Below are 20,667 nucleotides of genomic sequence, written 5' to 3'. Positions count from 1 at the left end.
TCACAGACAGGTGGCCGTACCCATGCAGAACGACTCCGTGGTCGTCAACTCCTGGAACGAGTGGGACCCCCTCGAGGAGATGGTCGTCGGCTCTGCCGACAGCGCCTGCTTCGAGCCGACCGAGCCGGGCAGCCGGCCCGCCGTCCGCAACGCCCCCGGCACGCCGTTCCCGACCGGGCCGAAGTCCAAGGAGGCCGTCGACCTCGCAGGCGAGGAACTCGACGGCCTCGTCAAGGTTCTGCGGTCGCAGGGCGTCACCGTGCGCCGCCCGGCCCCGCACGACTTCTCCCGCCCGGTCACCACCCCGGACTTCCAGGTCGACAACCAGTACTGCGCGGTCTGCCCCCGCGACGTGATGATCACCTTCGGCAACGAGATCGTCGAGGCCACCATGTCGCGCCGGGCCCGCTACTTCGAGTACCAGCCCTACCGCAAACTGGTCTACGAGTACTGGAACGCCGACCCGCGGGTGCTGTGGACCACCGCGCCCAAGCCGTCCATGGCCGACGGCATGTACCGCGAGGAGTTCTGGGACTGGCCGCTCGAGCAGCGGCACGAGCGCATGCACTCCTTCGAGTTCTGCGTCACCCAGGACGAGGTGGTCTTCGACGCCGCCGACATGAGCCGGCTCGGCCGGGACATCCTGGTCCAGGAGTCGATGACCACCAACCGGGCCGGTATCCGCTGGCTGCGCCAGCACCTCGAGCCGCGCGGCTTCCGCGTCCACACGGTGCACTTCCCGCTGGACTTCTTCCCCTCGCACATCGACTGCACCTTCGTGCCGCTGCGCCCCGGCCTGGTCCTCACCAACCCCGAACGCCCGCTGCGCGAGGGCGAGGAGAAGATGTTCCTGGCCAACGACTGGGAGCTGGTGGACGCCCCGCAGCCGGTGCTGTCCAACGACGAGATGCCGCCGTACTGCCAGTCCTCCAAGTGGCTGTCGATGAACGTGCTCAGCATCTCCCCGACCAAGGTGATCTGCGAGGAGCAGGAGAAGCCCCTCCAGGACCTGCTGGACAAGCTGGGCTTCGAGGTGTTCCCGGTGCCCTTCCGGCACGTCTTCGAGTACGGCGGCTCGCTGCACTGCGCCACCTGGGACGTGCGCCGCACCGGCACCCGCGAGGACTACTTCCCCCGCCTCGACTACACGCCGCTGGTCTGACCCGCGGCGGCCAGAGACCGGGTGTGCCGGGCGCAGCGCACTCCCCCGTGCGCGACGGCCCGGCACACCCAGCCCCCCGCCCACGGACCGGCCGTCAGGACGACACCGGCCGGTCCGGCGCGGCACACCCGGCGACGAGTCCGGCCAGCTCCTCCGGGGTGCGCGGCCCCGCCGCGGACTCGCCCAGCACGCCCTGCGCCCGCAGCAGCCGCGCCACCGCCACCCCCCAGGGCAGCCGCAGTCCGGCCCGGCGCAGCAGATCCGGGCCGGCCAGCGTGGCAGCGGTCGGACCGGTGTGCACCCCGGACGGGGTGAGCACGGCCGCGTCGTCGGACCAGCGCAGGGCGAGATCGACGTCATGGGTGGCCATCACCACGGTGGTGCCGCCCGCACGCAGTCCGTCGAGGGTCGCCAGCAGCCGCTCCTGCCCGTCCGGGTCGAGCCCGGCGGTCGGCTCGTCCAGGATCAGCACTCGCGGCCGCATCGCGACGGCACCGGCGATCGCCGCCCGCTTGCGCTGCCCGTACGACAGCAGATGCGTCGGCCGGTCGGCCAGCGCGGCGATGTCCAGCGCGGCCAGCGCCTCGCCCACCCGGTCCCGCACCTCGGGGTCCGGCAGCCCGAGGTTGAGCGGCCCGAACGACACGTCCTGCGCCACGGACGCGGCGAACAGCTGGTCGTCCGGGTCCTGCACCACCAGCTGCACCGTGGTCCGCAGCCGGGTCAGCCCCTTGCGGTCGTAGGTCACCGGCTCGCCCGCCACCGTCAGCCGGCCCGTACGGGGCTTCAGCCCGCCGCTGAGCAGCCGCATCAGTGTGGTCTTGCCGCTGCCGTTGCGGCCCAGCAGCGCCAGCGCCCGCCCCTCGGGCACCCGGAAGTCCAGGTCGCGCAGTACGGTGGGCCCGTCCTCGTACGCGAAGGAGGCGCCCCGCAGGGCGACGAGCTCGGAGTCGCTCACGTCAGCGGCCTTTCCAGTAGGAAGGTGAGGACGGCCAGCACCGCGAGCAGCACACAGCTCGCGGCGGTGAACGGCACCGACACCCGGGCCTCGGGCACCAGCACGCGCAGCGTGCCGTCGTAGCCGCGCCCGGCGAGCCCCGTCTGCAGCCGCGCCGCCCGGTCGAAGGACCGCACGAACGCCGTGGCGCCGAGCCCGGCCAGTGAACGCCAGGCCGCGGCCCGCGAGGTGTGCCCCAGCCGGGCCGCCTGCGCCTGCCGCACCCGGCGCACCGAGTCCAGCAGCAGAAAGCTCATCCGGTACGTCACCAGCGCCACGTCGACCACCGGTGCGGGCACCCCGGCCCGCACCAGCCGCGGCAGCAGGTCGGACATCGGGGTGGTGAACGCGAACAGCAGCACCCCGAGCGAGGCCGCCGAGGTGCGCAGCAGCAGCCCGCCCGCCCGCGCCGGACCGCCGTCGGCCGGTGACAGGAACGCGTCCGGACCGCCGACCTGCACCAGCAGCGGCAGCGCCCCGGTGACACAGAAGCCGAGCGGCACCCGCCAGGCCCGCCACAGCCGGCGCGCCGGCACCCCCGCCGGGCCGAGCAGCACCGCGAGCGCCGTCACCAGCACCAGTGCCGCGCCCGGCCAGGGCGGCAGCGAGATCGCCAGGAGGGTCAGGCCCAGCCCGAGCACGGCCTTGTCCACGGGATGGCGGCGGCGCCAGCGACTGCTGTGCGCCGCCGCGTCGATCGGCAGCACTCAGTCCCCGGCGGGGGCGTCCTGCGGGGCGGCCAGGGCCCGTTCCTCGCCCTGCCGCCTGCCCCGGCGCAGCCCGAAGTAGTAGGCCAGCACCCCGGCGCCGAGCGCCGCCTGCAGGGCGAACAGGGCGGACTCGATCTCCCCGGACGGCGGTTCGTACAGCGGCGAGAACCACGGCTCGTAGTCCGGGTCGATCTCGGTGATCGCCGTCTCCGCCTCGCCGTCCGCGCCGGCGAACGGCTCCTCCTTGTGGTCGCCGAGCCCGAACACGAGCGGGATCACGGCGAGCGCGGCCACCGCGAGCAGCAGCAGGGCGTTGATCCGTGTGTTGCGCTTCACTGGGCCACCGCCTCCTGGTCGGCCTGCTCGGACTTCTTCTTCGGCCTCGTCAGCAGCACGCCCAGCCGGGTCAGTTCGCCCTTGCTGGAGCGCACCAGCAGCCGCATCACCAGCACCGTGAGCAGGCCCTCACTGACCGCGAGCGGGACCTGGGTGACGGCGAAGATCGAGCCGAACTTGCCGAGCGCGCCGGCGAAGCCGCTGCTCGGGTCCGGGAAGGCCAGCGCCAGCTGCACGGAGGTGACGCAGTAGGTGGACAGGTCGGCGACGAACGCGCCGAAGAACACCGCGACCATCAGCGGCACGTCGTAGCGGCGCAGCAGCTTGTAGACGGCGTATCCGGCCCAGGGGCCGACGATCGCCATGGAGAAGACGTTGGCGCCGAGCGTGGTCAGCCCGCCGTGCGCCAGCAGCAGCGCCTGGAACAGCAGGGTGATGGTGCCCAGCACCGCCATCACCGGCGGCCGGAACAGGATGGCGCCCAGCCCGGTGCCGGTCGGGTGGGAGCAACTCCCGGTGACCGAGGGCAGTTTCAGCGCGGACAGGACGAACGTGAAGGCCCCGGAGGCGCCGAGGAGCAGAGTGCTCTCCGGATGCTCCCTGACCTCGCGGGTGAGTGACCGTACTCCGTGGACGACGAACGGCGCAGACGCGGCGCCCCAGGCGACCGCGTGCGCCGGAGGCAGAAAGCCCTCGGCTATGTGCATGGCTCGGCAGACCCTCTCCAGCACCTCGTGGATGGTTGACGCGCCTCGGCCGGTCTCCTGGCTGACGGGTACCACCGCCCGCACTCCGCCTTCCCGGGTCCGTGAGGACCCAGTGGCTGCCCGCGAGGGCCGGAGCCGGACTTCCCGATCACAGTGGCGAGGGCCGCACCGGCATCACACCGGATTTCCCGTTCACCGAGGCGTGGTGACAGTAGTGCGGCGGGGTCCCGCTGACAAGGGCGTGCCCGGCGCTCGGAACGAGGTCACGCGCCCGATGTGCGCCGTCACCCGGGCCGGTCGCGGTCGGTCCGTTCCGCCCGCCGGACCGCCAACTCGCGCATCCACTGGCCCAGCGCGGTGGCGCCGGCGGTGAGGAACACGAAGGTGTACAGGATCTGCACGATGGTCACGACGCGGGCCGTCTGGCCCCGCGGGGTGATGTCGCCGTAGCCGACGGTGGCGAGCGTGACCACGGTGAAGTACAGGGCGTCGAGCCGGGTGTGCAGCCCCGAGAACTGGCCCGGCTGATGGGACAGCGCATAATACGCGGCGGCGAAGACATGTACGGCCAGTACGGTGAGCAGGGCGATGGCCAGGCCGGGCCGGGCGCCGGGGCGTTCGGCGAGCACCTGGCGGACCTGGCGCAGCAGCAGCAGCGCGACGAGCGTGAGCACCAGGCAGAACACCACCCAGCTCAGCACGGGGTGCTGCGGGCCGAGATGGTCCAGCGGCAGCAGGAAGTAGGCGACGACCACGAGCGCGGCGAGGACCGTGCGCGGCAGCCAGGAGCGGGCGGTCCGCCAGGAGCCCGGCCAGGGCCTCCGCCGGGAGCCCCTCCCGAAGTCCCGTCGGGAGTCCCGTCGGCCGGTCACCGGGCCGCCCCCGCCGCCCCGGCCGTGTCCGTCGCCCCCTCGGGCCGCTGCCGCCGCACCAGCTGGCCGACGATGAAGGCGACGACCGACGCCGCGACGATCAGCGGCATCTGCTCGGCGGCGTCCCCGCCGAGCAGGAGCGCCGCCAGCACCGCGCTGGCCAGCGGCAGCCCGGTGGTCGCGGACGCCGCGGCGGCGATCCCCAGTCCCAGGGCCGGCGCCGTACCGAACCCCGGCAGCCCGGAGAAGGCCGTGGCCGTCGCCGTGCCCAGCAGCACCGCGGGGAAGATCGGGCCGCCCCGCAGACTGCCCAGCGAGACGGCCCACGCCAGCCCCTTGCAGGCGACCAGCGCGACCAGCGCGCCCACCGACCAGGCGTGCGGATCCGCGGCGAGCTCGGCCAGCGTGGCCTGCCCGGACAGCGCGGCCTCGGCCGGGGAGCGGCCCGTGATCAGGGCGTAGGCGGTGATACAGACACCCACGGCGGTGGCGCAGGCCACGGTGCGGGCGGCCTTGCTGCCCCGCCGGGTGAAGCCGACGGTGGAGCGGCCCAGTTCACGTCCCAGGGTGACCAGCACCGCGATCAGCGCCGCCACCGGCAATCCCCACAGGAAGTCGCCGACGTCCGGACCGGCCGCCGACGGGAGCTCGCCCAGCGCGAGTGCACCGGTCTCCAGGCCCGTCCAGTCGCCGAAGCCGGTGAACACCAGCGCGCCCGCGGCGCTGGCCAGCAGGCAGGGCAGCAGCAGTGCCACCAGCCGGGCGCCGCCCAGCCCGGCCCCCTCGATGAGCAGCACCGCCGCCGCGATCGGCCCACCGAGGATGGTGGAGATGGCCGCGGTGGACCCGGCCGTCGCCACCACCGCCCGCGCCTTCGCATCCGCCGCGGCCGACCGCCGCACCGCCAGCAGCGCCAGCCCGCTGCCGATCGCCAGCAGCGGCGCCTCCGGGCCGAGCACCACCCCGAGCGGCAGCGTCGCCAGCGCGGCCAGCACCGTGCCGGGCAGCTCCTTCGGACCGACCGGCGCACCGCCCAGACCGTTCACCGGCAGATGGCCGCCCGAGCCCGGGACCCGGGTCACGATCGGTGCCAGGATCAGCCCGGCCAGCACCAGCGCCGGCAGCGGCCACCACCAGGGCGGCCCGGCGTAGCCGAGCGCCTCGGGCGCCGACTCCCACACCCAGTGCTGGAGCAGGTGCTGGAGCCCGACGAAGAAGAAGCACGCGAGGGCGATCGGCACGCCCAGCAGCACACACAGCAGCAGCAACCGCAGATAGCCGCGGCTGAGCACGGTGTCGCGCAGTGACTGCTCGGCCTGCGGCACGGCCGCGTTCGCCGGCGCGCTCATGTGGTCCTCCGGGGCTCCCCGACGGCATGTGGGGCCAGTCAACGCGAGGCCCGCACCGGCCGCATGTTCTGGCCTCCGACCCGGGCTCACCCGTCCGGCGCATCCCGCATGGCCGTATGCCGCCGCTCCGCGCAGGCTCGGAGGACCCGTGAGAAAGGACGCCGCTCATGAGCCAGCACGACGCACCTTCCCCCGGTACGCCCCCCGCAGGCACCCCCTCCTCCGGCGGCACCGCGCCCCCGCGGACGCGCACGGACCGGGAGAGCGGATGGGTGGCCGGCGGCGTCGTCTTCGCGGGCGTCCTGCTGCTGTGCAACGGCGCCTTCGCGGTGCTGCAGGGCATCGCGGCCATCGCCGAGGACGACGTGTACGCCCAGGTCGGCGGCTACGTCTACGAGTTGGACCTCACCGGCTGGGGCGTCGTCCACGTGATCCTCGGCGCGCTGCTCCTCGTCACCGGCTACGGCCTGCTGAAGGACATGACCTGGGCCCGCGTCGCGGGCATCGTGCTGGCCGCGCTCAGTCTGATCTCCCAGTTCCTGTTCCTGCCGTACGCGCCCTTCTGGTCGGTGGTCCTGATGGCGATCGACGTCTTCGTGATCTGGGCGCTGGCCAGCCGCCAGGAGCCGGCCGGCAGCCAGGCGCAGGCGGGGCGTACGGTCTGAGCGGACCGGCGCCCGCGACCGGACCGGGGGGGGGGGTCGCGGACCGTGTCGCAGTTGGGCCGAACGGGTGACATGGCGTAAGAATTGGCTGGTGCAGGCAGCGAAGGCGAGTCGGAACGGGGGGAGCCGGTGAACAGCCACGACGTCACCGATGAACAGTGGGAGGGGCTCGCCCAGGTCGTTCCGCTGCGCGGGCGGGACGCATGGCCGTCCTCGGTGGGGCACCGCGCCCTGCCGGAGGCCGAGACGGAGGCACGCCGCCGGTTCGTGGTGCTGCGCGTCAACATCTTCGCGGACGCCCGCGACGTCGCCGAGACCCTGATGGCCGGCATCCCGGTGCTGCTCGACCTGACCGGCGCGGAGACGGAGGTCGCCAAGCGCGTCCTCGACTTCAGCACCGGCGTGGTCTTCGGGTTGGCCAGCGGGATGCACCGGGTCGACCGCAACGTCTTCCTGCTGACCCCGGCGGGCATGGAGGTCAACGGCCTCATGGAACAGGCGGGCGCCCCGGGCATCTGACGCCGGGCAGGCCCGCGCGCGGAAGCCCGGCCCGCGCCGACGCCCCACCCACCGGCGGCCAGGACCAGTCCGCCCGTGTACGGCGCCGGCCCAGGACACCCACCGACGGCGGACCGCGCCGCTGCCGGGGGCGGGTACCCACCGGTCCCGGGGGGTGCCGCTGGGCGGCGCCCCTCATCCGGACCGTACCGCTTCGGCTGGGGCGGCCGTCCCCGTCCGACCGCGGGTGCCCGCTGCCGAGGCCGGGCGGCCCCCCGCCCGACCAGGGCGGTCGTGCTTCCTCCAGCGCCTCGAGGGCCTTGGAGGTGCCCCAGGGCCGCACGGGTGGGTGCGGGCGGCACCGCGTCGGCGCCGGGCTGGGCCCCCGACCATGCGGTCGTCGCACCGCCGCCGTCCCCGTAACCGGCGGGCGGCGGCGTGCCGGGTACCCTCGGCGGAGTTGCCGCCGGCGCCACCGGGCGTGAGCCTCCCGGCCTCGGCCGCAGGCCCCCGGCCCCCCGCAGGCAGGCGTACCCGCCCCCGGCGGGCGGGCCCTCGGCGCGGGCGCCACCCTGCGGCCGGCCGCCGCCCCGAGCCGGTGACCGGCGTCCGCCGCACCGGGCAGGTGCCCGGCACTCGTCACCCCGGGGCAGGTGACCGGCGTCAGCCGACCCGGGCGAGTGACCCGGGGTCCGCCGCACCGCGCTCCGGTCCCCCGAACGTGGGAAGGCCCCCGGGGCGGAACGGTTCGCCCGCCCTCCGCGGCCCTACGGTCCGGGCATGCCCGTGCCCGACGCGCCGTCCCCGCAGGCCACCCCCTCCGCACCTGCCCCCGGGGCACACCCGGAGCGGCGGCCCTGCGTCACCGAGCTGCGGTTGGCCGCCTTCGCCGGCCTGCGGCGCACCGCGCTCCGCCTCGGCCCGCTCACCCTGCTGACCGGCCCCAGCGGCTCCGGCAAGACCAGTGCGCTGCGGGCGTACGAGGCGCTGGCCCGGCTCGGCGGCGGCGCCCCGCTGGGCATGGTCTTCCCCGACCCCGTCTCCTGCGTGCCCGACGGCGCCCGGCCCGACGCACAGCGCCGTCGCGGATTCCGGATCGGCTGCACCGCCGACGGACCCGAGGGCCCGGTCCGTCTGGACGTCGCCGTCCAGGCGGAACCCGAACTCCGAATCGTCGGCGAACGGCTGAGCGCCGACGGCGTCGTCCTGCTGGAGACCGCGCTGCGCGATCCCGGGCGGCGCACCGTACAGGCCGCCTGGCACACGGCCGGACCGGCGCCGGTGACCCGCGCGCCGCTGCCGGACGACCGGCTCGGCACCACGCTGCTGCCGCTGCGCGTGGCCGGCAAGACCGACGGGCAGCGCCGCGTGCTCGCCGCCGCCGAGCAGACGGTCGTCGCCCTGCGCTCGGTGTTCGCCTGCGACCCCCGGCCCGGCCGGATGCGCGATCCGGTGCCGGCCGGCACGGGACGGCTGCTGCGCGGCTGCGACAACCTCGCCGACGTGCTGTGGCGCACCCGCGCCGAATGCGGGCAGCGGTACGCGCAGTTCGTCGCCGCGGTGCGCACCGGATGCGCGGGGCCGGTGGCCGACGTGCTGGCCGAGCCGATCACCGGGGGAGCGGTGCGGGCACTGCTCGAGCGGGGCGACGGCACCCGGAGCGGACTCGCCCGGCTCGGCTACGGCGAGGTGCGCTATCTCGCCCTCGCCCTGGTGCTGCTCACCGGGCCGGGTGTGCTGGAGGTCGACCCGGCCGGCGAGGTGCCGGGCGCTCTGCAGACCCTCACGGTCCTGGCCGACGGCTTCGACCGGGGCCTGGACCCGCACCAGCGGGGCGAACTCCTCCGGCTGGCGGCCCGGATGTGCGAGCGGGGGCATCTGCGCCTGGTCGGCGCGGTCAGCGACGCCTCGTGGGCGCGCGAGGCGACGCGCGGCGTCACGGTGGTACACCTGGACGCGTGACCGATCACCCCCGCGACCTGGCGGCGCTGCAGCGCCGGCTGGCCGAGTTCGCCGCCGTGCGGCACTGGCAGCCGTACCACACCCCCAAGAACCTCGTCACCGCGCTCAGCGTCGAGGCCTCCGAACTCTTGGAGATCTTCCAGTGGTTGACGCCCGAGGAGTCGGCCCGCGTGATGGCCGACCCCGACCGGGCGCACCGCGTCCGCGACGAGGTCGCCGACGTCCTGGCCTATCTGCTGCAGCTGTGCGAGGTGCTCGGCGTCGACCCGCTGGCCGCGCTGGAGGCGAAGGTCGACCGCAACGAGCGCAGGTTCCCGGTACCGCCGAACCCACCCGACAGTCACCCCGAGTAGTCGTCAACCTGCCCGAAACCGATTTGTTGTCCACAGATTTCCGTCTTCCTCTGGCTTTTCGTCCCACAGACCCTCACTCTGGGTAGTGGACAACGGAGTTCGGGCGGACGCGCGTGACTGCGCGTCGAAGGACGGACGGGGGCAGCGCATGGACGCTGTGCGGCTCATCGTGACGAGCAGGCGTGCCCTGACCGCCGGCGGTGATGTGCCGGAGATTCTCGCGGAGGTGTGGCAGGCGCAGGCCCTGGCACAGGCCATCGGCAGCCGGCTCGCGGTCTCCGGGCCACCGGAACTGCGCGGCGAGGCACTGGGGCTGACCGAGCTGGCGGGGCGCGGCTGCGGTGTGCTGCACACGCCGGCGCTGGGCCCGGGTGAGCTGCGCGCCGCCCAGCTCACCGAGCTGGGTGACGCGCGCCAGGCCCTGATGCGCCTCGGCGCGCTGCTCGGGGAGATAGGCATCGCCCTGGTCGGCATCGCCTGCGCGGCGGACGACGAGGGCACCTACTGGCAGTGCATGGAGGCGATCGACGCGGCCGACGAGTGCCGGGACCGTGTCCAGGAGATGCTCCGCAAACTCGCCGACCGGGACGCGGTGTTACCCGAGCGCGAGGCGGGCTGACTCCACCCGCGCTGCCGGACCGGCCGGCTGTGCCTCCGGCGCCGGAGGCCGGACAGACCCTCCGCGTCAGTCCGTGCCGCGCCCGTCCTCGGCCGGTCCGGGTCCCGGACCCGCTCCCGGCGCCGGGGAAGGGGAAGGGGGACCGGGCGGCTGCAGTTCCGCGTCCAGTGCCGACAGGTCCGCGTTCAGGGCCGCCATCAGCTCCTCCATCTGCTGCAGCAGCCCTTTCGGCCGGGCTGCGGCCCCGCCCTGCTGCGGTGCGGTCTCTTCGGACATGACGGCCTCCTCGGCCCCTGGCCCCCGGGGGAGGCCGACACGGTGACACTCCGGCGGTCGCGGGCCGGTGCGGGTGCCGGGCGGTCCGGCTCCGCCCGAGCCAACGATCACCCGTCGGGGCCGGTCACTGGCAGGGTCCCGGCGACGGCGCACCGTTGACGCGATTTCACCCGACCGTGGACACCGCGGCACACACGGCCGTCGACGGACGATCTCCGCCCCTGTTCGAGCAGGCAGGACGGATCCATGGATCTCCGCATCCTCACCGAGCCCCAGCAGGGGGCCGGCTACACACCCTGCTCACCGTCGCCAAGGCCACCGAAGACCTCGGCTTCGACGCCTTCTTCCGCTTGACCCGGCCCGCTGCCGGACCCCGTGACAGGCACCGGAATAAACAAAGGCGCCGGTCGGCCCCGTGTGCGATGGTGTGACCGTCGTCCTGCCGAGCCCCCGGGAGCACTCCCCTGGGGGCTCGCGCACGTACGGCACCCTCGTCATCACCATCCGGCCGGAGAGGCCCGCCGCATGTTCCTGACCATCACCACCACCGGTACCCCCGAACGCCCCGCCACCGACCTCGGCTTCCTGCTCCACAAGCATCCCGGGAAGGCGCAGGCGTTCGACACCTCCTTCGGCACCGCCCATGTCCTCTACCCCGAGGCGGAGCCCCAGCGCTGCACGGCGGCGCTGCTGCTGGAGGTCGACACGGTGGCCCTGGTCCGGCGTGGCAAGGGCAAGGGCCGCGGCGGCGCCCCCGACGCGGCCCTGGCCCAGTACGTCAACGACCGCCCCTACGCCGCCTCCTCCCTGCTCGCCGTCGCCCTGAGCCGGGTCTTCTCCAGCGCCATGCACGGAGCCTGCCGGGCCCGGCCGGAACTGCCCGGCGAGCCGCGCCCGCTGCGCGTCGAGGTGCCCGCACTGCCCGCTCGCGGCGGAGCCGACCTCGTACGGCGGCTCTTCGAGCCGCTCGGCTGGTCCGTCGCCGCCGACCCGGTCCCGCTGGACACCGAGTTCCCGGAGTGGGGCGACTCGCGCTACGTCCGGCTGGTCCTGGAGTCGGAGGCGCTGACCGTCGCCGAGGCCCTGCGCCACCTCTACGTCCTGCTGCCGGTGCTCGACGGCGCCAAGCACTACTGGGTCGCCCCCGACGAGGTGGACAAGCTGCTGCGGGCCGGGGAGGGCTGGCTGCCCGGCCACCCCGAGCACGCGCTGATCACCAGCCGCTATCTGTCCCGGCGCTGGTCGCTGACCCGGCAGGCGATGGAGCGGCTGGAGCTGGTCCGGCTGGCCGAGGCCGACGACAGCGAGGTCGAGGAGGTGGACAACGCCGTCGGGGCGGAGACCGAGGCCGAGCAGAAGCCGACGCCGCTGGCCGTGCAGCGCCGCGAGGCGATCCTCACCGCGCTCCGCGAGTCCGCCGCCGCCCGCGTCCTGGACCTCGGCTGCGGAGAGGGCCACCTGGTGCGGGAGCTGCTCAAGGAGCCGCGGTTCACCGAGATCCTCGGTGTCGACGTGTCGGTGCGCGCGCTGGCCGTCGCCGCCCGCAGGCTGAGGCTCGACAGCATGAGCGAGCGGCAGGCCGCCCGCGTCCGGCTGGTGCAGGGCTCGCTCGCCTACACCGACCGACGGCTCAAGGGGTACGAGGCCGCCGTGCTCAGCGAGGTGATCGAGCATGTCGACCCGCCCCGGCTGCCCGCCCTGGAGTACGCCGTGTTCGGCGCCGCCCGCCCCGGCACCGTCGTCGTCACCACACCCAACGTCGAGTACAACGTGCGCTGGGAGACCCTTCCGGCAGGTCATGTCCGCCACCACGACCACCGCTTCGAGTGGACCCGCGCCGAGTTCCGCGACTGGGCGCGGGCGGTGGCCGGACGGCACGGCTACGCCGTGGAGTTCCGCGCCGTCGGCCCCGACGACCCCGAGGTGGGCCCGCCCACCCAGCTGGCCGTGTTCACCCTGAAAGCCGAGACCGAGACCGAGACCTCAACCGAGACCGCAACCGAGACCGCGAACGAGAAGGGAGCGACGGCCGCATGACCGGCGACACGACCACCGAGACCCGCACCGCACAGGGCCGCACCCTGCCGGTCACCGACCTTTCCCTCGTCGTGCTGATCGGCGCCTCCGGCTCGGGCAAATCCACCTTCGCCCGCCGCCACTTCAAGCCGACCGAGATCGTCTCCTCGGACTTCTGCCGCGGGCTGGTCTCCGACGACGAGAACGACCAGAGCGCCACCCGCGACGCCTTCGACGTGCTGCACTACATCGCCGGCAAGCGGCTCGCCGCCGGCCGCCGCACCGTCGTCGACGCCACCAGCGTGCAGCCCGACGCCCGGCGGCAGCTCGTCGAGCTGGCCCGCGCGCACGACGTCCTGCCCGTCGCCATCGTGCTGGACGTGCCCGAGGAGGTCTGCGCCGAGCGCAACGCCGCCCGCACCGACCGGGCCGACCTGCCGCGCCGGGTGATCCGGCGGCACGTCCGCGAACTGCGGCGCTCCCTGCGCCACCTGGAGCGCGAGGGCTTCCGCAAGGTGCACGTCCTGCGCGGGGCGGAGGAGGCCGAGCGGGCCACCGTCGTCACCGAGAAGCGGCTCAACGACCTGACCCACCTCACCGGACCGTTCGACATCATCGGCGACGTCCACGGCTGCGCCGCCGAACTGGAGACCCTGCTCGGCAAGCTGGGCTACACCGACGGTGTGCACCCCGGGGGCCGCACCGCCGTCTTCGTCGGCGACCTCGTCGACCGCGGCCCGGACAGCCCCGGCGTGCTGCGCCGCGTCACGGCCATGGTCAGGTCAGGCAACGCCCTGTGCCTTCCCGGCAACCACGAGAACAAGTACGGCCGGCACCTCAAGGGCCGCACGGTGCGGCTCACCCACGGACTCGCCGAGACCGTCGAGCAGATGGCCGGCGAGAGCGAGGAGTTCCGCGCCGAGGTGCGGGAGTTCATCGACTCGCTGGTCAGCCACTACGTCCTGGACGGCGGCCGGCTGGTGGTCTGCCACGCCGGGCTGCCGGAGAAGTACCACGGCCGCACCTCAGGGCGGGTCCGCAGCCACGCCCTGTACGGCGACACCACCGGCGAGACCGACGAGTTCGGGCTGCCGGTGCGCTACCCGTGGGCCGAGGACTACCGCGGCCGGGCGGCCGTCGTCTACGGCCACACCCCCGTCCCGGAGGCCACCTGGCTGAACAACACCATCTGCCTGGACACCGGTGCCGTTTTCGGCGGCAGGCTCACCGCGCTGCGCTGGCCGGAGCGGGAGACCGTCGACGTGCCCGCCGAGCGGGTCTGGTACGAACCGGTGAAGCCGCTGCGCACCGAGGCACCCGGCGGGCACGACGGCCGGCCGCTGGATCTGGCCGACGTGCACGGCCGCCGCACGGTGGAGACCCGGCACGCCGGCCGGGTCACCGTCCGCGAGGACAACGCCGCCGCGGCCCTTGAGGTGATGAGCCGCTTCGCCACCGACCCGCGGCTGCTGCCCTATCTCCCGCCGACCATGGCCCCGGCCGCCACCTCGCGGGAGGACGGCTACCTGGAGCACCCGAAGGAGGCGTTCGCGCAGTACGCCGCCGACGGTGTGGCCCGGGTGGTGTGCGAGGAGAAGCACATGGGCTCGCGGGCGGTGGCGCTGGTGTGCCGGGACGCCGACGCGGCCCGTGCCCGGTTCGGCGTCGAAGGGGGCCCGGCCGGCGCCCTGTACACCCGTACCGGCCGGCCGTTCCTCGACGACGCGTCCGTCACCGGGGAGATCCTCGGCCGGCTGCGCACCGCCATCGGCGGGGCCGGACTGTGGGACGAGCTGTCCACCGACTGGATGCTGCTGGACGCCGAGCTGATGCCGTGGTCGCTGAAGGCGTCCGGCCTGCTGCGCTCGCAGTACGCGGCGGTCGGCGCCGCCTCCGGCGCGGTGTTCCCCGGCGCGCTGGCCGCGCTGGAGGGCGCCGCGGCCCGGGGCGTCGACGTCGCCGATCTGCTGGCACGGCACCGGGGGCGGGCCGCCGACGCCGCCGCGTTCACCGACGCATACCGGCGCTACTGCTGGCCGACGGACGGTCTGGACGGCGTCCGGCTGGCGCCGTTCCAGATCCTGGCCGTCCAGGGCCGCAGCCTCGCCGCCCTGCCGCACGACGAGCAGCTCGCGCTGATCGACCGGCTGGTCGAGCACGACGGCACCGGCCTGCTGCACACCACCCGCCGGCTGTACGTCGACACCGCGGACGCGGAGTCGGTGCGGGCGGGCGTCGACTGGTGGCTGGAGATGACCGGCCGGGGCGGCGAGGGCATGGTCGTCAAGCCGCTCGGCGCGCTGGTCCGCGATGCGGAGGGGCGCCTGGTGCAGCCCGGCATCAAGTGCCGGGGCCGCGAGTACCTGCGGATCATCTACGGTCCCGAGTACACCCGGCCCGACAACCTGGCCCGGCTGCGGCAGCGGTTCCTGAACCACAAGCGGTCCCTGGCGCTGCGCGAGTACGCCCTCGGTCTGGAGGCCCTGGACCGGCTGGCGGACGGCGAGCCGCTGTGGCGGGTGCACGAGGCGGTCTTCGGCGTCCTGGCGCTGGAGTCGGAGCCGGTGGACCCCCGGCTGTGACACCGCCGCCGGCCCCGGTCGCGCACGGAGCGTGACCGGGCCCGGTGGTGCGGGCGCACACGGGCGGTGCACGGGGGCACGGGTCCGCGCAAGCGGGGGGTGAACACGCGCCCGGATGGTCAGGATGGAGGCATGGGATTCCATGTCGACTCCGAGGCCGGGCGGCTCAGCCGCGTCATCCTGCACCGGCCGGATCTCGAGCTCAAAAGGCTCACCCCCAGCAACAAGCAGGCCCTGCTCTTCGACGACGTGCTCTGGGTGCGCCGGGCGCGCGCCGAGCACGACGGGTTCGCCGACGTGCTGCGCGACCGCGGCGTCGCCGTCCACCTCTTCGGCGACCTGCTCACCGAGACCCTGGGCCTCCCGGCCGCCCGGGAACTGGTCCTGGACCGGGTCTTCGACGAGAAGGAGTACGGCGTGCTGGCCACGGACCACCTCCGGGCCGCCTTCGAGGCACTGCCCGCCCGCGACCTCGCCGAGGTGCTGGTCGGCGGCATGACCAAGCGGGAGTTCCTGGAGGCGCACGCCGAGCCGGTCTCGGTGCGCTTCCACGCCATGGAGCTGGACGACTTCCTGCTCGGCCCGCTGCCCAACCACCTGTTCACCCGGGACACCTCCGCCTGGATCTACGACGGCGTCTCCATCAACGCGATGCGCTGGCCGGCCCGGCAGCGCGAGACGGTCCACTTCGAGGCGATCTACCGCCACCACCCGCTCTTCCGCGGCGAGGACTTCCACGTCTGGTCCGAGGGGCAGGCCGACTACCCCTCCACGATCGAGGGCGGGGACGTGCTCGTGATCGGCCACGGCGCGGTGCTCATCGGCATGAGCGAGCGGACCACGCCGCAGGCCGTGGAGATGCTCGCCCACAAGCTGTTCGCCGCCGGGTCCGCCCGCACCATCGTGGCGCTGGACATGCCGAAGCGGCGCGCGTTCATGCACCTGGACACGGTGATGACGATGGTCGACGGCGACACCTTCACCCAGTACGCGGGCCTGGGCATGCTCCGCTCGTACACCATCGAGCCGGGCACCGGCGACAAGGAGCTCAAGGTCACCGACCATCCGCCGGAGCACATGCACCGTGCGATCGCCGCCGCCCTCGGGCTCAGCGAGATCCGGGTGCTGACCGCCACCCAGGACGTGCACGCGGCCGAACGGGAGCAGTGGGACGACGGCTGCAACGTGCTGGCCGTCGAGCCGGGCGTGGTCGTCGCCTATGAGCGGAACTCCACCACCAACACCCATCTGCGTAAACAGGGCATCGAGGTGATAGAGATCCCGGGCAGCGAGCTGGGCCGGGGCCGGGGCGGGCCGCGCTGCATGAGCTGCCCGGTCGAACGCGATCCCGTATAAGAATGCCAACAGTCGTATAGTATTCCAGCGGGCTCCCGGCCCGTGTCCCGTGTCCCTGCAGTTCCCCGTATCCCTGGAGCGCCCCCATGGCGACTGTCCCGACCGCCCTCGCCGGCCGCCACTTCCTCAAGGAGCTGGACTTCACCGCACAGGAGTTCCGCGGCCTGGTCGAGCTGGCCGCGGAACTGAAGGCCGCCAAGAGGGCCGGGACCGAGACGCCGTATCTGCGGGGCAGGAACATCGCGCTGATCTTCGAGAAGACCTCGACGCGCACCCGCTGCGCGTTCGAGGTCGCCGCCGCCGACCAGGGCGCCGCCACCACCTACCTGGACCCGTCCGGCTCGCAGATCGGCCACAAGGAGTCGGTGAAGGACACCGCCCGCGTCCTCGGCCGGATGTTCGACGCGATCGAGTACCGCGGCGACAGCCAGGCCAAGGTGGAGGAGCTGGCCGCACACGCGGGCGTCCCGGTCTACAACGGGCTCACCGACGACTGGCACCCCACCCAGATGCTGGCGGAGGTCCTCACCATGACCGAGCACGGCACCAGGCCGCTGACCGAGACCGCCTTCGCCTTCCTCGGCGACGCCCGTCTCAACATGGGCAACTCCTACCTGGTCACCGGCGCCCTGCTCGGCATGGACGTGCGGATCGTGGCCCCGAAGTCCTACTGGCCCGCCCAGGAGGTCGTCGACCGGGCCCGGGAGCTGGCCGGGGCGAGCGGCGCGCGGATCATGCTCACCGAGGACGTCGCGGAGGGGGTGCGGGGGGCGGACTTCGTCGCCACCGACGTCTGGGTCTCCATGGGCGAGCCCAAGGAGGTCTGGGCCGAGCGGATCGCCGCCCTCGCCCCCTACGCCGTGACCATGGACGTGCTGCGCGCCACCGGCAACCCGGGCGTGCGGTTCCTGCACTGCCTGCCCGCCTTCCACGACCTCGGTACCGGGATCGGACGGGAGATCTTCGAAGCCCACGGCCTCGACTCCCTGGAGGTCACCGACGAGGTCTTCGAGTCGCCGCACTCGGTCGTCTTCGACGAGGCGGAGAACCGGCTGCACACCATCAAGGCCGTGATGGTCGCCACACTCGCCTGATCCGCCAGGCTCTATCCTGGCCGGCGGCCCGGAACCACCCCTGTCCGGTGCCGCCGACCGCGACCACCGTCGCGCCCGCACCACCAGAAACGAGCACCACCCGTATGCCCCGCATCAAGTCGCCCCATCTGCTGGTGGCCGAATCCGGCGCCGATCGCGCAGGCCACGGCCTCAAGCGCACGATGGGCCTGTTCCACCTCGTCTGTTTCGGCATCGGTGCCATCGTCGGCACCGGCATCTTCGTGGGACTCTCCTCCTCGGTCGCCGAGGCCGGCCCGGCCGTCGTCGTCTCCTTCGTGCTCGCCGCGATCACCTGCGTGTTCACCGCGTTCTCCTTCGCCGAGCTCGGCGGTGCCATCCCGGTCTCCGGCTCCTCGTACTCCTTCGCCTACGCCGGACTCGGCGAGACCACCGCCTTCCTGGTCGGCTGGTGCCTGCTGCTGGAGTACGGCGTGTCCGTCTCCGCGGTCGCGGTCGGCTGGAGCCAGTACGTCAACGAACTGCTCGACAGCGTCCTCGGCATCCAGCTCCCGCAGGCACTGTCCGCCGGACCCGGCGACGGGGGAGCGGTCAACCTGCCGGCCGTCCTCGTCATCGCCATGGCCGCCGTGCTGCTGGTGCGCGGGGTGCGCGAGAGCGCCCGGGCCACCGCCGCCATGGCGGTCGTGAAACTCGCCGTCCTGGTGGCCTTCGTCGCCATCGGCTTCACCGCCTTCCAGGACGGCAACCTGAGCCCGTTCTCCCCGACCGGTCTCGCGGGCATCGGCGCCGGCACCACCGCCGCCTTCTTCTCCTACATCGGATTCGACGCCATCACCACGGCCGGCGAGGAGGCCAAGAACCCCCGCCGGGACATCCCCGTCGCCATCCTGGTCTGCATCGGGCTGGTCACCCTGCTCTACTGCGCGGTGGCCCTCGCCGCGATCGGCGCCATCGGCGGCGACCGGGTCGGCGGCACGCCCGCCGCGCTCTCCCACGTCGTCGACGAGGTCACCGGCTCCGCGATCGGCGGCGGCGTGGTCGCCTTCGGCGCGGTCGTCGCCATCGCCTCCGTGGTGCTCGCCGTGATGTACGGCCAGACCCGCATCCTGCTGTCCATGTCCCGCGACGGCCTGGTCCCGCGCGTCTTCGAGAAGGTCTCGCCGCGCACCGCGACCCCCGTGGCCGGCACGCTGATCGTGGCCGTGGTCTTCGCGATCCCGGCGGCCTTCGCCCCACTGGACGCGGTGGTCAACCTGTGCACCATCGGCACCCTGGCCATCATGGCCGCCGTCAACATCGCGGTGATCGCGCTGCGCCGCCGTGAGCCGGGCCTCGACCGCACCTTCCGGGTGCCGCTGTACCCGGTCATGCCGCTGCTCGGGGTCGGATTCTGCCTGTACCTGAGCTACGAGACCGGCGTCACGACCTGGCTGCAGTTCGCCGTCTTCCTGGTCGCGGGCCTGCTGGTCTACCTGCTCTACGGCCGGCGCAACTCGCGGCTCGGCCGGACGGCCGAGGTCACACCGGCCGGCGCTGAGCGGGAACCACAGGCAGTCTGAACCAGACCGCCTTGCCGGTGGCGGTGGGGCGGTGCCCGCAGGACGAGCTGAGGGCGCGGATCAGCAGGAGCCCGCGCCCGTGCTCCTGCCAGGGATCGGGCTCGGTGCCGACCGGGAAGGTGAGATCGCCGGGCGGCTCCGGGTCCGGGTCGTGCACCTCGACCTGGCAGCCGGTCGGCAGCAGCTCCACCACCAGCTCTATCGGACCCTCGCCCGGAGTGTGCTCCACCGCGTTGGCGACCAGCTCCGCCGTGAGCAGCTCCGCCGTGTCGCAGTCGGCCGGGTGCTCCAGCTCGGTCAGGGCGGAGCGGACCAGAGCACGGGCCACCGGCACGGCCGCGACGGTGTGCGGCAGCGCGATGCGCCAGGAGGCGGGGGCGTGGAAGCGATCGTGCACGGTCTGTCCGTTCGTGGAGCAGGACACTGCTGTCCTGCTTTCAACCTCATGCATCGTACGGGGCCGCTCCGCCGGACGCGCGCCGGGATGTGCTATCGCGCACTCATGACGACAGTCATCAATAGGTGATAACGTCGGGGTGCAGAGCTCAGTGAGGCCGTGCCCGCCCTAGGAGGCCGCCCGTCATGAGTCCCTTCACCGGCTCCGCCGCCCGCACCGAGGACTGGCGGCATCTGCGCCTCCGCCTCGCCGACGGCGTCGCCACCGTCACCCTGGCCCGCCCCGAGAAGCTCAACGCCCTCACCTTCGGTGCCTACGCCGATCTGCGCGACCTGCTCGCCGAGCTGTCCCGGGAGCGCTCGGTCCGCGCGCTGGTGCTGGCCGGTGAAGGACGCGGCTTCTGCTCCGGCGGCGACGTCGACGAGATCATCGGCGCCACCCTGTCCCTGGACACCGCCCAGCTCCTCGACTTCAACCGGATGACAGGGCAGGTCGTCAGGGCGGTGCGGGAGTGCCCCTTCCCCGTGATCGCCGCCGTCCACGGCGTCGCCGCGGGCGCCGGCGCGGTCCTCGCACTGGCCGCCGACTTCCGGGTCGCCGACCCCACCGCCCGCTTCGCCTTCCTCTTCACCCGCGTCGGCCTCTCCGGCGGTGACATGGGCGCCGCCTATCTGCTGCCCCGCGTGGTCGGCCTCGGCCACGCCACCCGGCTGCTGATGCTCGGCGAGCCGGTACGGGCCCCGGAGGCCGAGCGGATCGGACTGATCAGCGAGCTGACCGACGACGGTCGCGCCGACGAGGCCGCGCAGACCCTGGCCCGCCGCCTCGCCGACGGCCCCGCCCTGGCCCACGCCCAGACCAAGGCCCTGCTCACCGCGGAACTGGACATGCCGCTGGCGGCCTCGGTGGAGCTGGACGCCTCGACCCAGGCCCTGCTGATGAACGGCGAGGACTACGCGGAGTTCCACGCGGCGTTCTCGGAGAAGCGCGCCCCGAAGTGGCGAGGGAGGTAGGGATGCGCACGGCCGAGGGCGACGCGCCGGCCCCGGCGGCGCGCGGCGGTGCCGACCCGCGGCTCCGCCGCGGGGCGCGGCCGGCCCCGCCCCCCCCGCCCCCCCCCCCCCGGGACCACCCCCCGAGCGTCGCCGGGGGCGGGGGGGGCCCCCGGGGGGGCA

At 73.8% G+C, this 20,667-nt stretch carries 20 protein-coding genes, 1 pseudogene and 1 riboswitch; of the genes and pseudogenes, 13 read left to right on the top strand and 8 right to left on the bottom strand.

What is annotated here, in order from left to right; translation table 11 throughout:
* Nucleotides 1–22 precede the first annotated feature (22 nt).
* Nucleotides 23–1,162 (top strand): glycine amidinotransferase, encoded by a 1,140-nt coding sequence (locus tag V5O46_RS20060; protein WP_332886008.1) that lies wholly within the window; start codon nt 23–25, stop codon nt 1,160–1,162.
* A 94-nt stretch (nt 1,163–1,256) separates the two neighbouring features.
* Here the strand turns inward: V5O46_RS20060 and V5O46_RS20055 are convergent, their stop codons facing one another.
* From V5O46_RS20055 to V5O46_RS20030, 6 genes are all read right to left on the bottom strand, one after another.
* Entirely contained in the window at nt 1,257–2,120 is an 864-nt protein-coding gene (locus V5O46_RS20055) for an ATP-binding cassette domain-containing protein (RefSeq protein ID WP_332886007.1), read from the bottom strand.
* Entirely contained in the window at nt 2,117–2,866 is a 750-nt protein-coding gene (gene cbiQ, locus V5O46_RS20050; protein ID WP_332886006.1) for a cobalt ECF transporter T component CbiQ, read from the bottom strand. Before cbiQ ends, V5O46_RS20055 begins: the two co-directional genes overlap by 4 nt.
* Nucleotides 2,867–3,205, bottom strand: a complete 339-nt coding sequence (locus V5O46_RS20045; RefSeq protein WP_332886005.1) for an energy-coupling factor ABC transporter substrate-binding protein — start codon at nt 3,203–3,205, stop codon at nt 2,867–2,869.
* Entirely contained in the window at nt 3,202–3,912 is a 711-nt protein-coding gene (locus V5O46_RS20040; RefSeq protein WP_332886079.1) for an energy-coupling factor ABC transporter permease, read from the bottom strand. Before V5O46_RS20040 ends, V5O46_RS20045 begins: the two co-directional genes overlap by 4 nt.
* Nucleotides 3,913–3,942: 30 nt before the next feature.
* Nucleotides 3,943–4,127: riboswitch (cobalamin riboswitch) on the bottom strand.
* 69 nt (nt 4,128–4,196) lie between these two features.
* Entirely contained in the window at nt 4,197–4,667 is a 471-nt protein-coding gene (locus V5O46_RS20035; protein ID WP_408649028.1) for a potassium channel family protein, read from the bottom strand.
* Between the two features lie 113 nt (nt 4,668–4,780).
* The gene (locus V5O46_RS20030) at nt 4,781–6,133 is read right to left on the bottom strand and encodes a voltage-gated chloride channel family protein (protein ID WP_332886004.1); all 1,353 of its coding nucleotides are present in this window, start codon (nt 6,131–6,133) and stop codon (nt 4,781–4,783) included.
* Between the two features lie 167 nt (nt 6,134–6,300).
* On the opposite strand from V5O46_RS20030, the gene V5O46_RS20025 reads away from it, so the two are divergent.
* From V5O46_RS20025 to V5O46_RS20005, 5 genes are all read left to right on the top strand, one after another.
* Nucleotides 6,301–6,798, top strand: coding sequence for a DUF7144 family membrane protein (locus V5O46_RS20025; protein ID WP_332886003.1), 498 nt, complete (start codon nt 6,301–6,303; stop codon nt 6,796–6,798).
* Between the two features lie 129 nt (nt 6,799–6,927).
* Nucleotides 6,928–7,317: a cell division protein SepF gene (locus V5O46_RS20020; RefSeq protein ID WP_332886002.1), complete on the top strand. Its 390-nt coding sequence runs from the start codon at nt 6,928–6,930 to the stop codon at nt 7,315–7,317.
* Nucleotides 7,318–8,076: 759 nt separating this feature from the next.
* Nucleotides 8,077–9,258, top strand: a complete 1,182-nt coding sequence (locus V5O46_RS20015) for an AAA family ATPase (protein ID WP_332886001.1) — start codon at nt 8,077–8,079, stop codon at nt 9,256–9,258.
* The gene (locus V5O46_RS20010; RefSeq protein WP_332886000.1) at nt 9,255–9,611 is read left to right on the top strand and encodes a nucleotide pyrophosphohydrolase; all 357 of its coding nucleotides are present in this window, start codon (nt 9,255–9,257) and stop codon (nt 9,609–9,611) included. The genes V5O46_RS20015 and V5O46_RS20010 overlap by 4 nt, the downstream gene beginning before the upstream one ends.
* A gap of 148 nt (nt 9,612–9,759) precedes the next feature.
* Nucleotides 9,760–10,230, top strand: a complete 471-nt coding sequence (locus tag V5O46_RS20005; RefSeq protein ID WP_332885999.1) for a DUF6099 family protein — start codon at nt 9,760–9,762, stop codon at nt 10,228–10,230.
* Between the two features lie 66 nt (nt 10,231–10,296).
* Here V5O46_RS20005 and V5O46_RS20000 read toward each other — a convergent pair whose 3' ends face one another.
* Complete coding sequence (locus V5O46_RS20000; protein WP_332885998.1) at nt 10,297–10,506, bottom strand: hypothetical protein; 210 nt, start codon at nt 10,504–10,506, stop codon at nt 10,297–10,299.
* A gap of 246 nt (nt 10,507–10,752) precedes the next feature.
* Between V5O46_RS20000 and V5O46_RS19995 the strand changes: the two are divergent.
* The 6 genes and pseudogenes from V5O46_RS19995 to V5O46_RS19970 form a co-directional block, all read left to right on the top strand.
* A pseudogene (locus V5O46_RS19995) lies at nt 10,753–10,856 on the top strand (LLM class F420-dependent oxidoreductase); the annotation flags it as partial.
* 175 nt (nt 10,857–11,031) lie between these two features.
* Nucleotides 11,032–12,543 (top strand): 3' terminal RNA ribose 2'-O-methyltransferase Hen1, encoded by a 1,512-nt coding sequence (locus tag V5O46_RS19990; protein WP_332885997.1) that lies wholly within the window; start codon nt 11,032–11,034, stop codon nt 12,541–12,543.
* Complete coding sequence (locus V5O46_RS19985; protein WP_332885996.1) at nt 12,540–15,104, top strand: polynucleotide kinase-phosphatase; 2,565 nt, start codon at nt 12,540–12,542, stop codon at nt 15,102–15,104. The genes V5O46_RS19990 and V5O46_RS19985 overlap by 4 nt, the downstream gene beginning before the upstream one ends.
* A 132-nt stretch (nt 15,105–15,236) precedes the next feature.
* Nucleotides 15,237–16,460, top strand: a complete 1,224-nt coding sequence (locus tag V5O46_RS19980; RefSeq protein WP_332885995.1) for an arginine deiminase — start codon at nt 15,237–15,239, stop codon at nt 16,458–16,460.
* A gap of 86 nt (nt 16,461–16,546) precedes the next feature.
* Nucleotides 16,547–17,554 carry an ornithine carbamoyltransferase gene (argF, locus tag V5O46_RS19975; protein ID WP_332885994.1) on the top strand — a complete coding sequence of 336 codons (1,008 nt, stop codon included), beginning with the start codon at nt 16,547–16,549 and terminating at the stop codon, nt 17,552–17,554.
* A gap of 104 nt (nt 17,555–17,658) precedes the next feature.
* Complete coding sequence (locus tag V5O46_RS19970) at nt 17,659–19,095, top strand: amino acid permease (protein ID WP_332885993.1); 1,437 nt, start codon at nt 17,659–17,661, stop codon at nt 19,093–19,095.
* Here V5O46_RS19970 and V5O46_RS19965 read toward each other — a convergent pair.
* A complete protein-coding gene (locus V5O46_RS19965) occupies nt 19,055–19,546 on the bottom strand; it encodes an ATP-binding protein (protein WP_408649027.1) in 492 nt (163 codons plus the stop codon). The two genes, V5O46_RS19970 and V5O46_RS19965, sit on opposite strands and share 41 nt — an antisense overlap.
* Nucleotides 19,547–19,677: 131 nt before the next feature.
* On the opposite strand from V5O46_RS19965, the gene V5O46_RS19960 reads away from it, so the two are divergent.
* Nucleotides 19,678–20,505 carry an enoyl-CoA hydratase family protein gene (locus V5O46_RS19960; protein WP_332885991.1) on the top strand — a complete coding sequence of 276 codons (828 nt, stop codon included), beginning with the start codon at nt 19,678–19,680 and terminating at the stop codon, nt 20,503–20,505.
* The last annotated feature ends 162 nt before the right edge of the window (nt 20,506–20,667 follow it).

It is taken from the genome of Streptomyces poriticola, assembly GCF_036689765.1.
Classification (GTDB): domain Bacteria; phylum Actinomycetota; class Actinomycetes; order Streptomycetales; family Streptomycetaceae; genus Streptomyces; species Streptomyces poriticola.
This window is presented reverse-complemented; position numbering and strand designations above follow the sequence as displayed.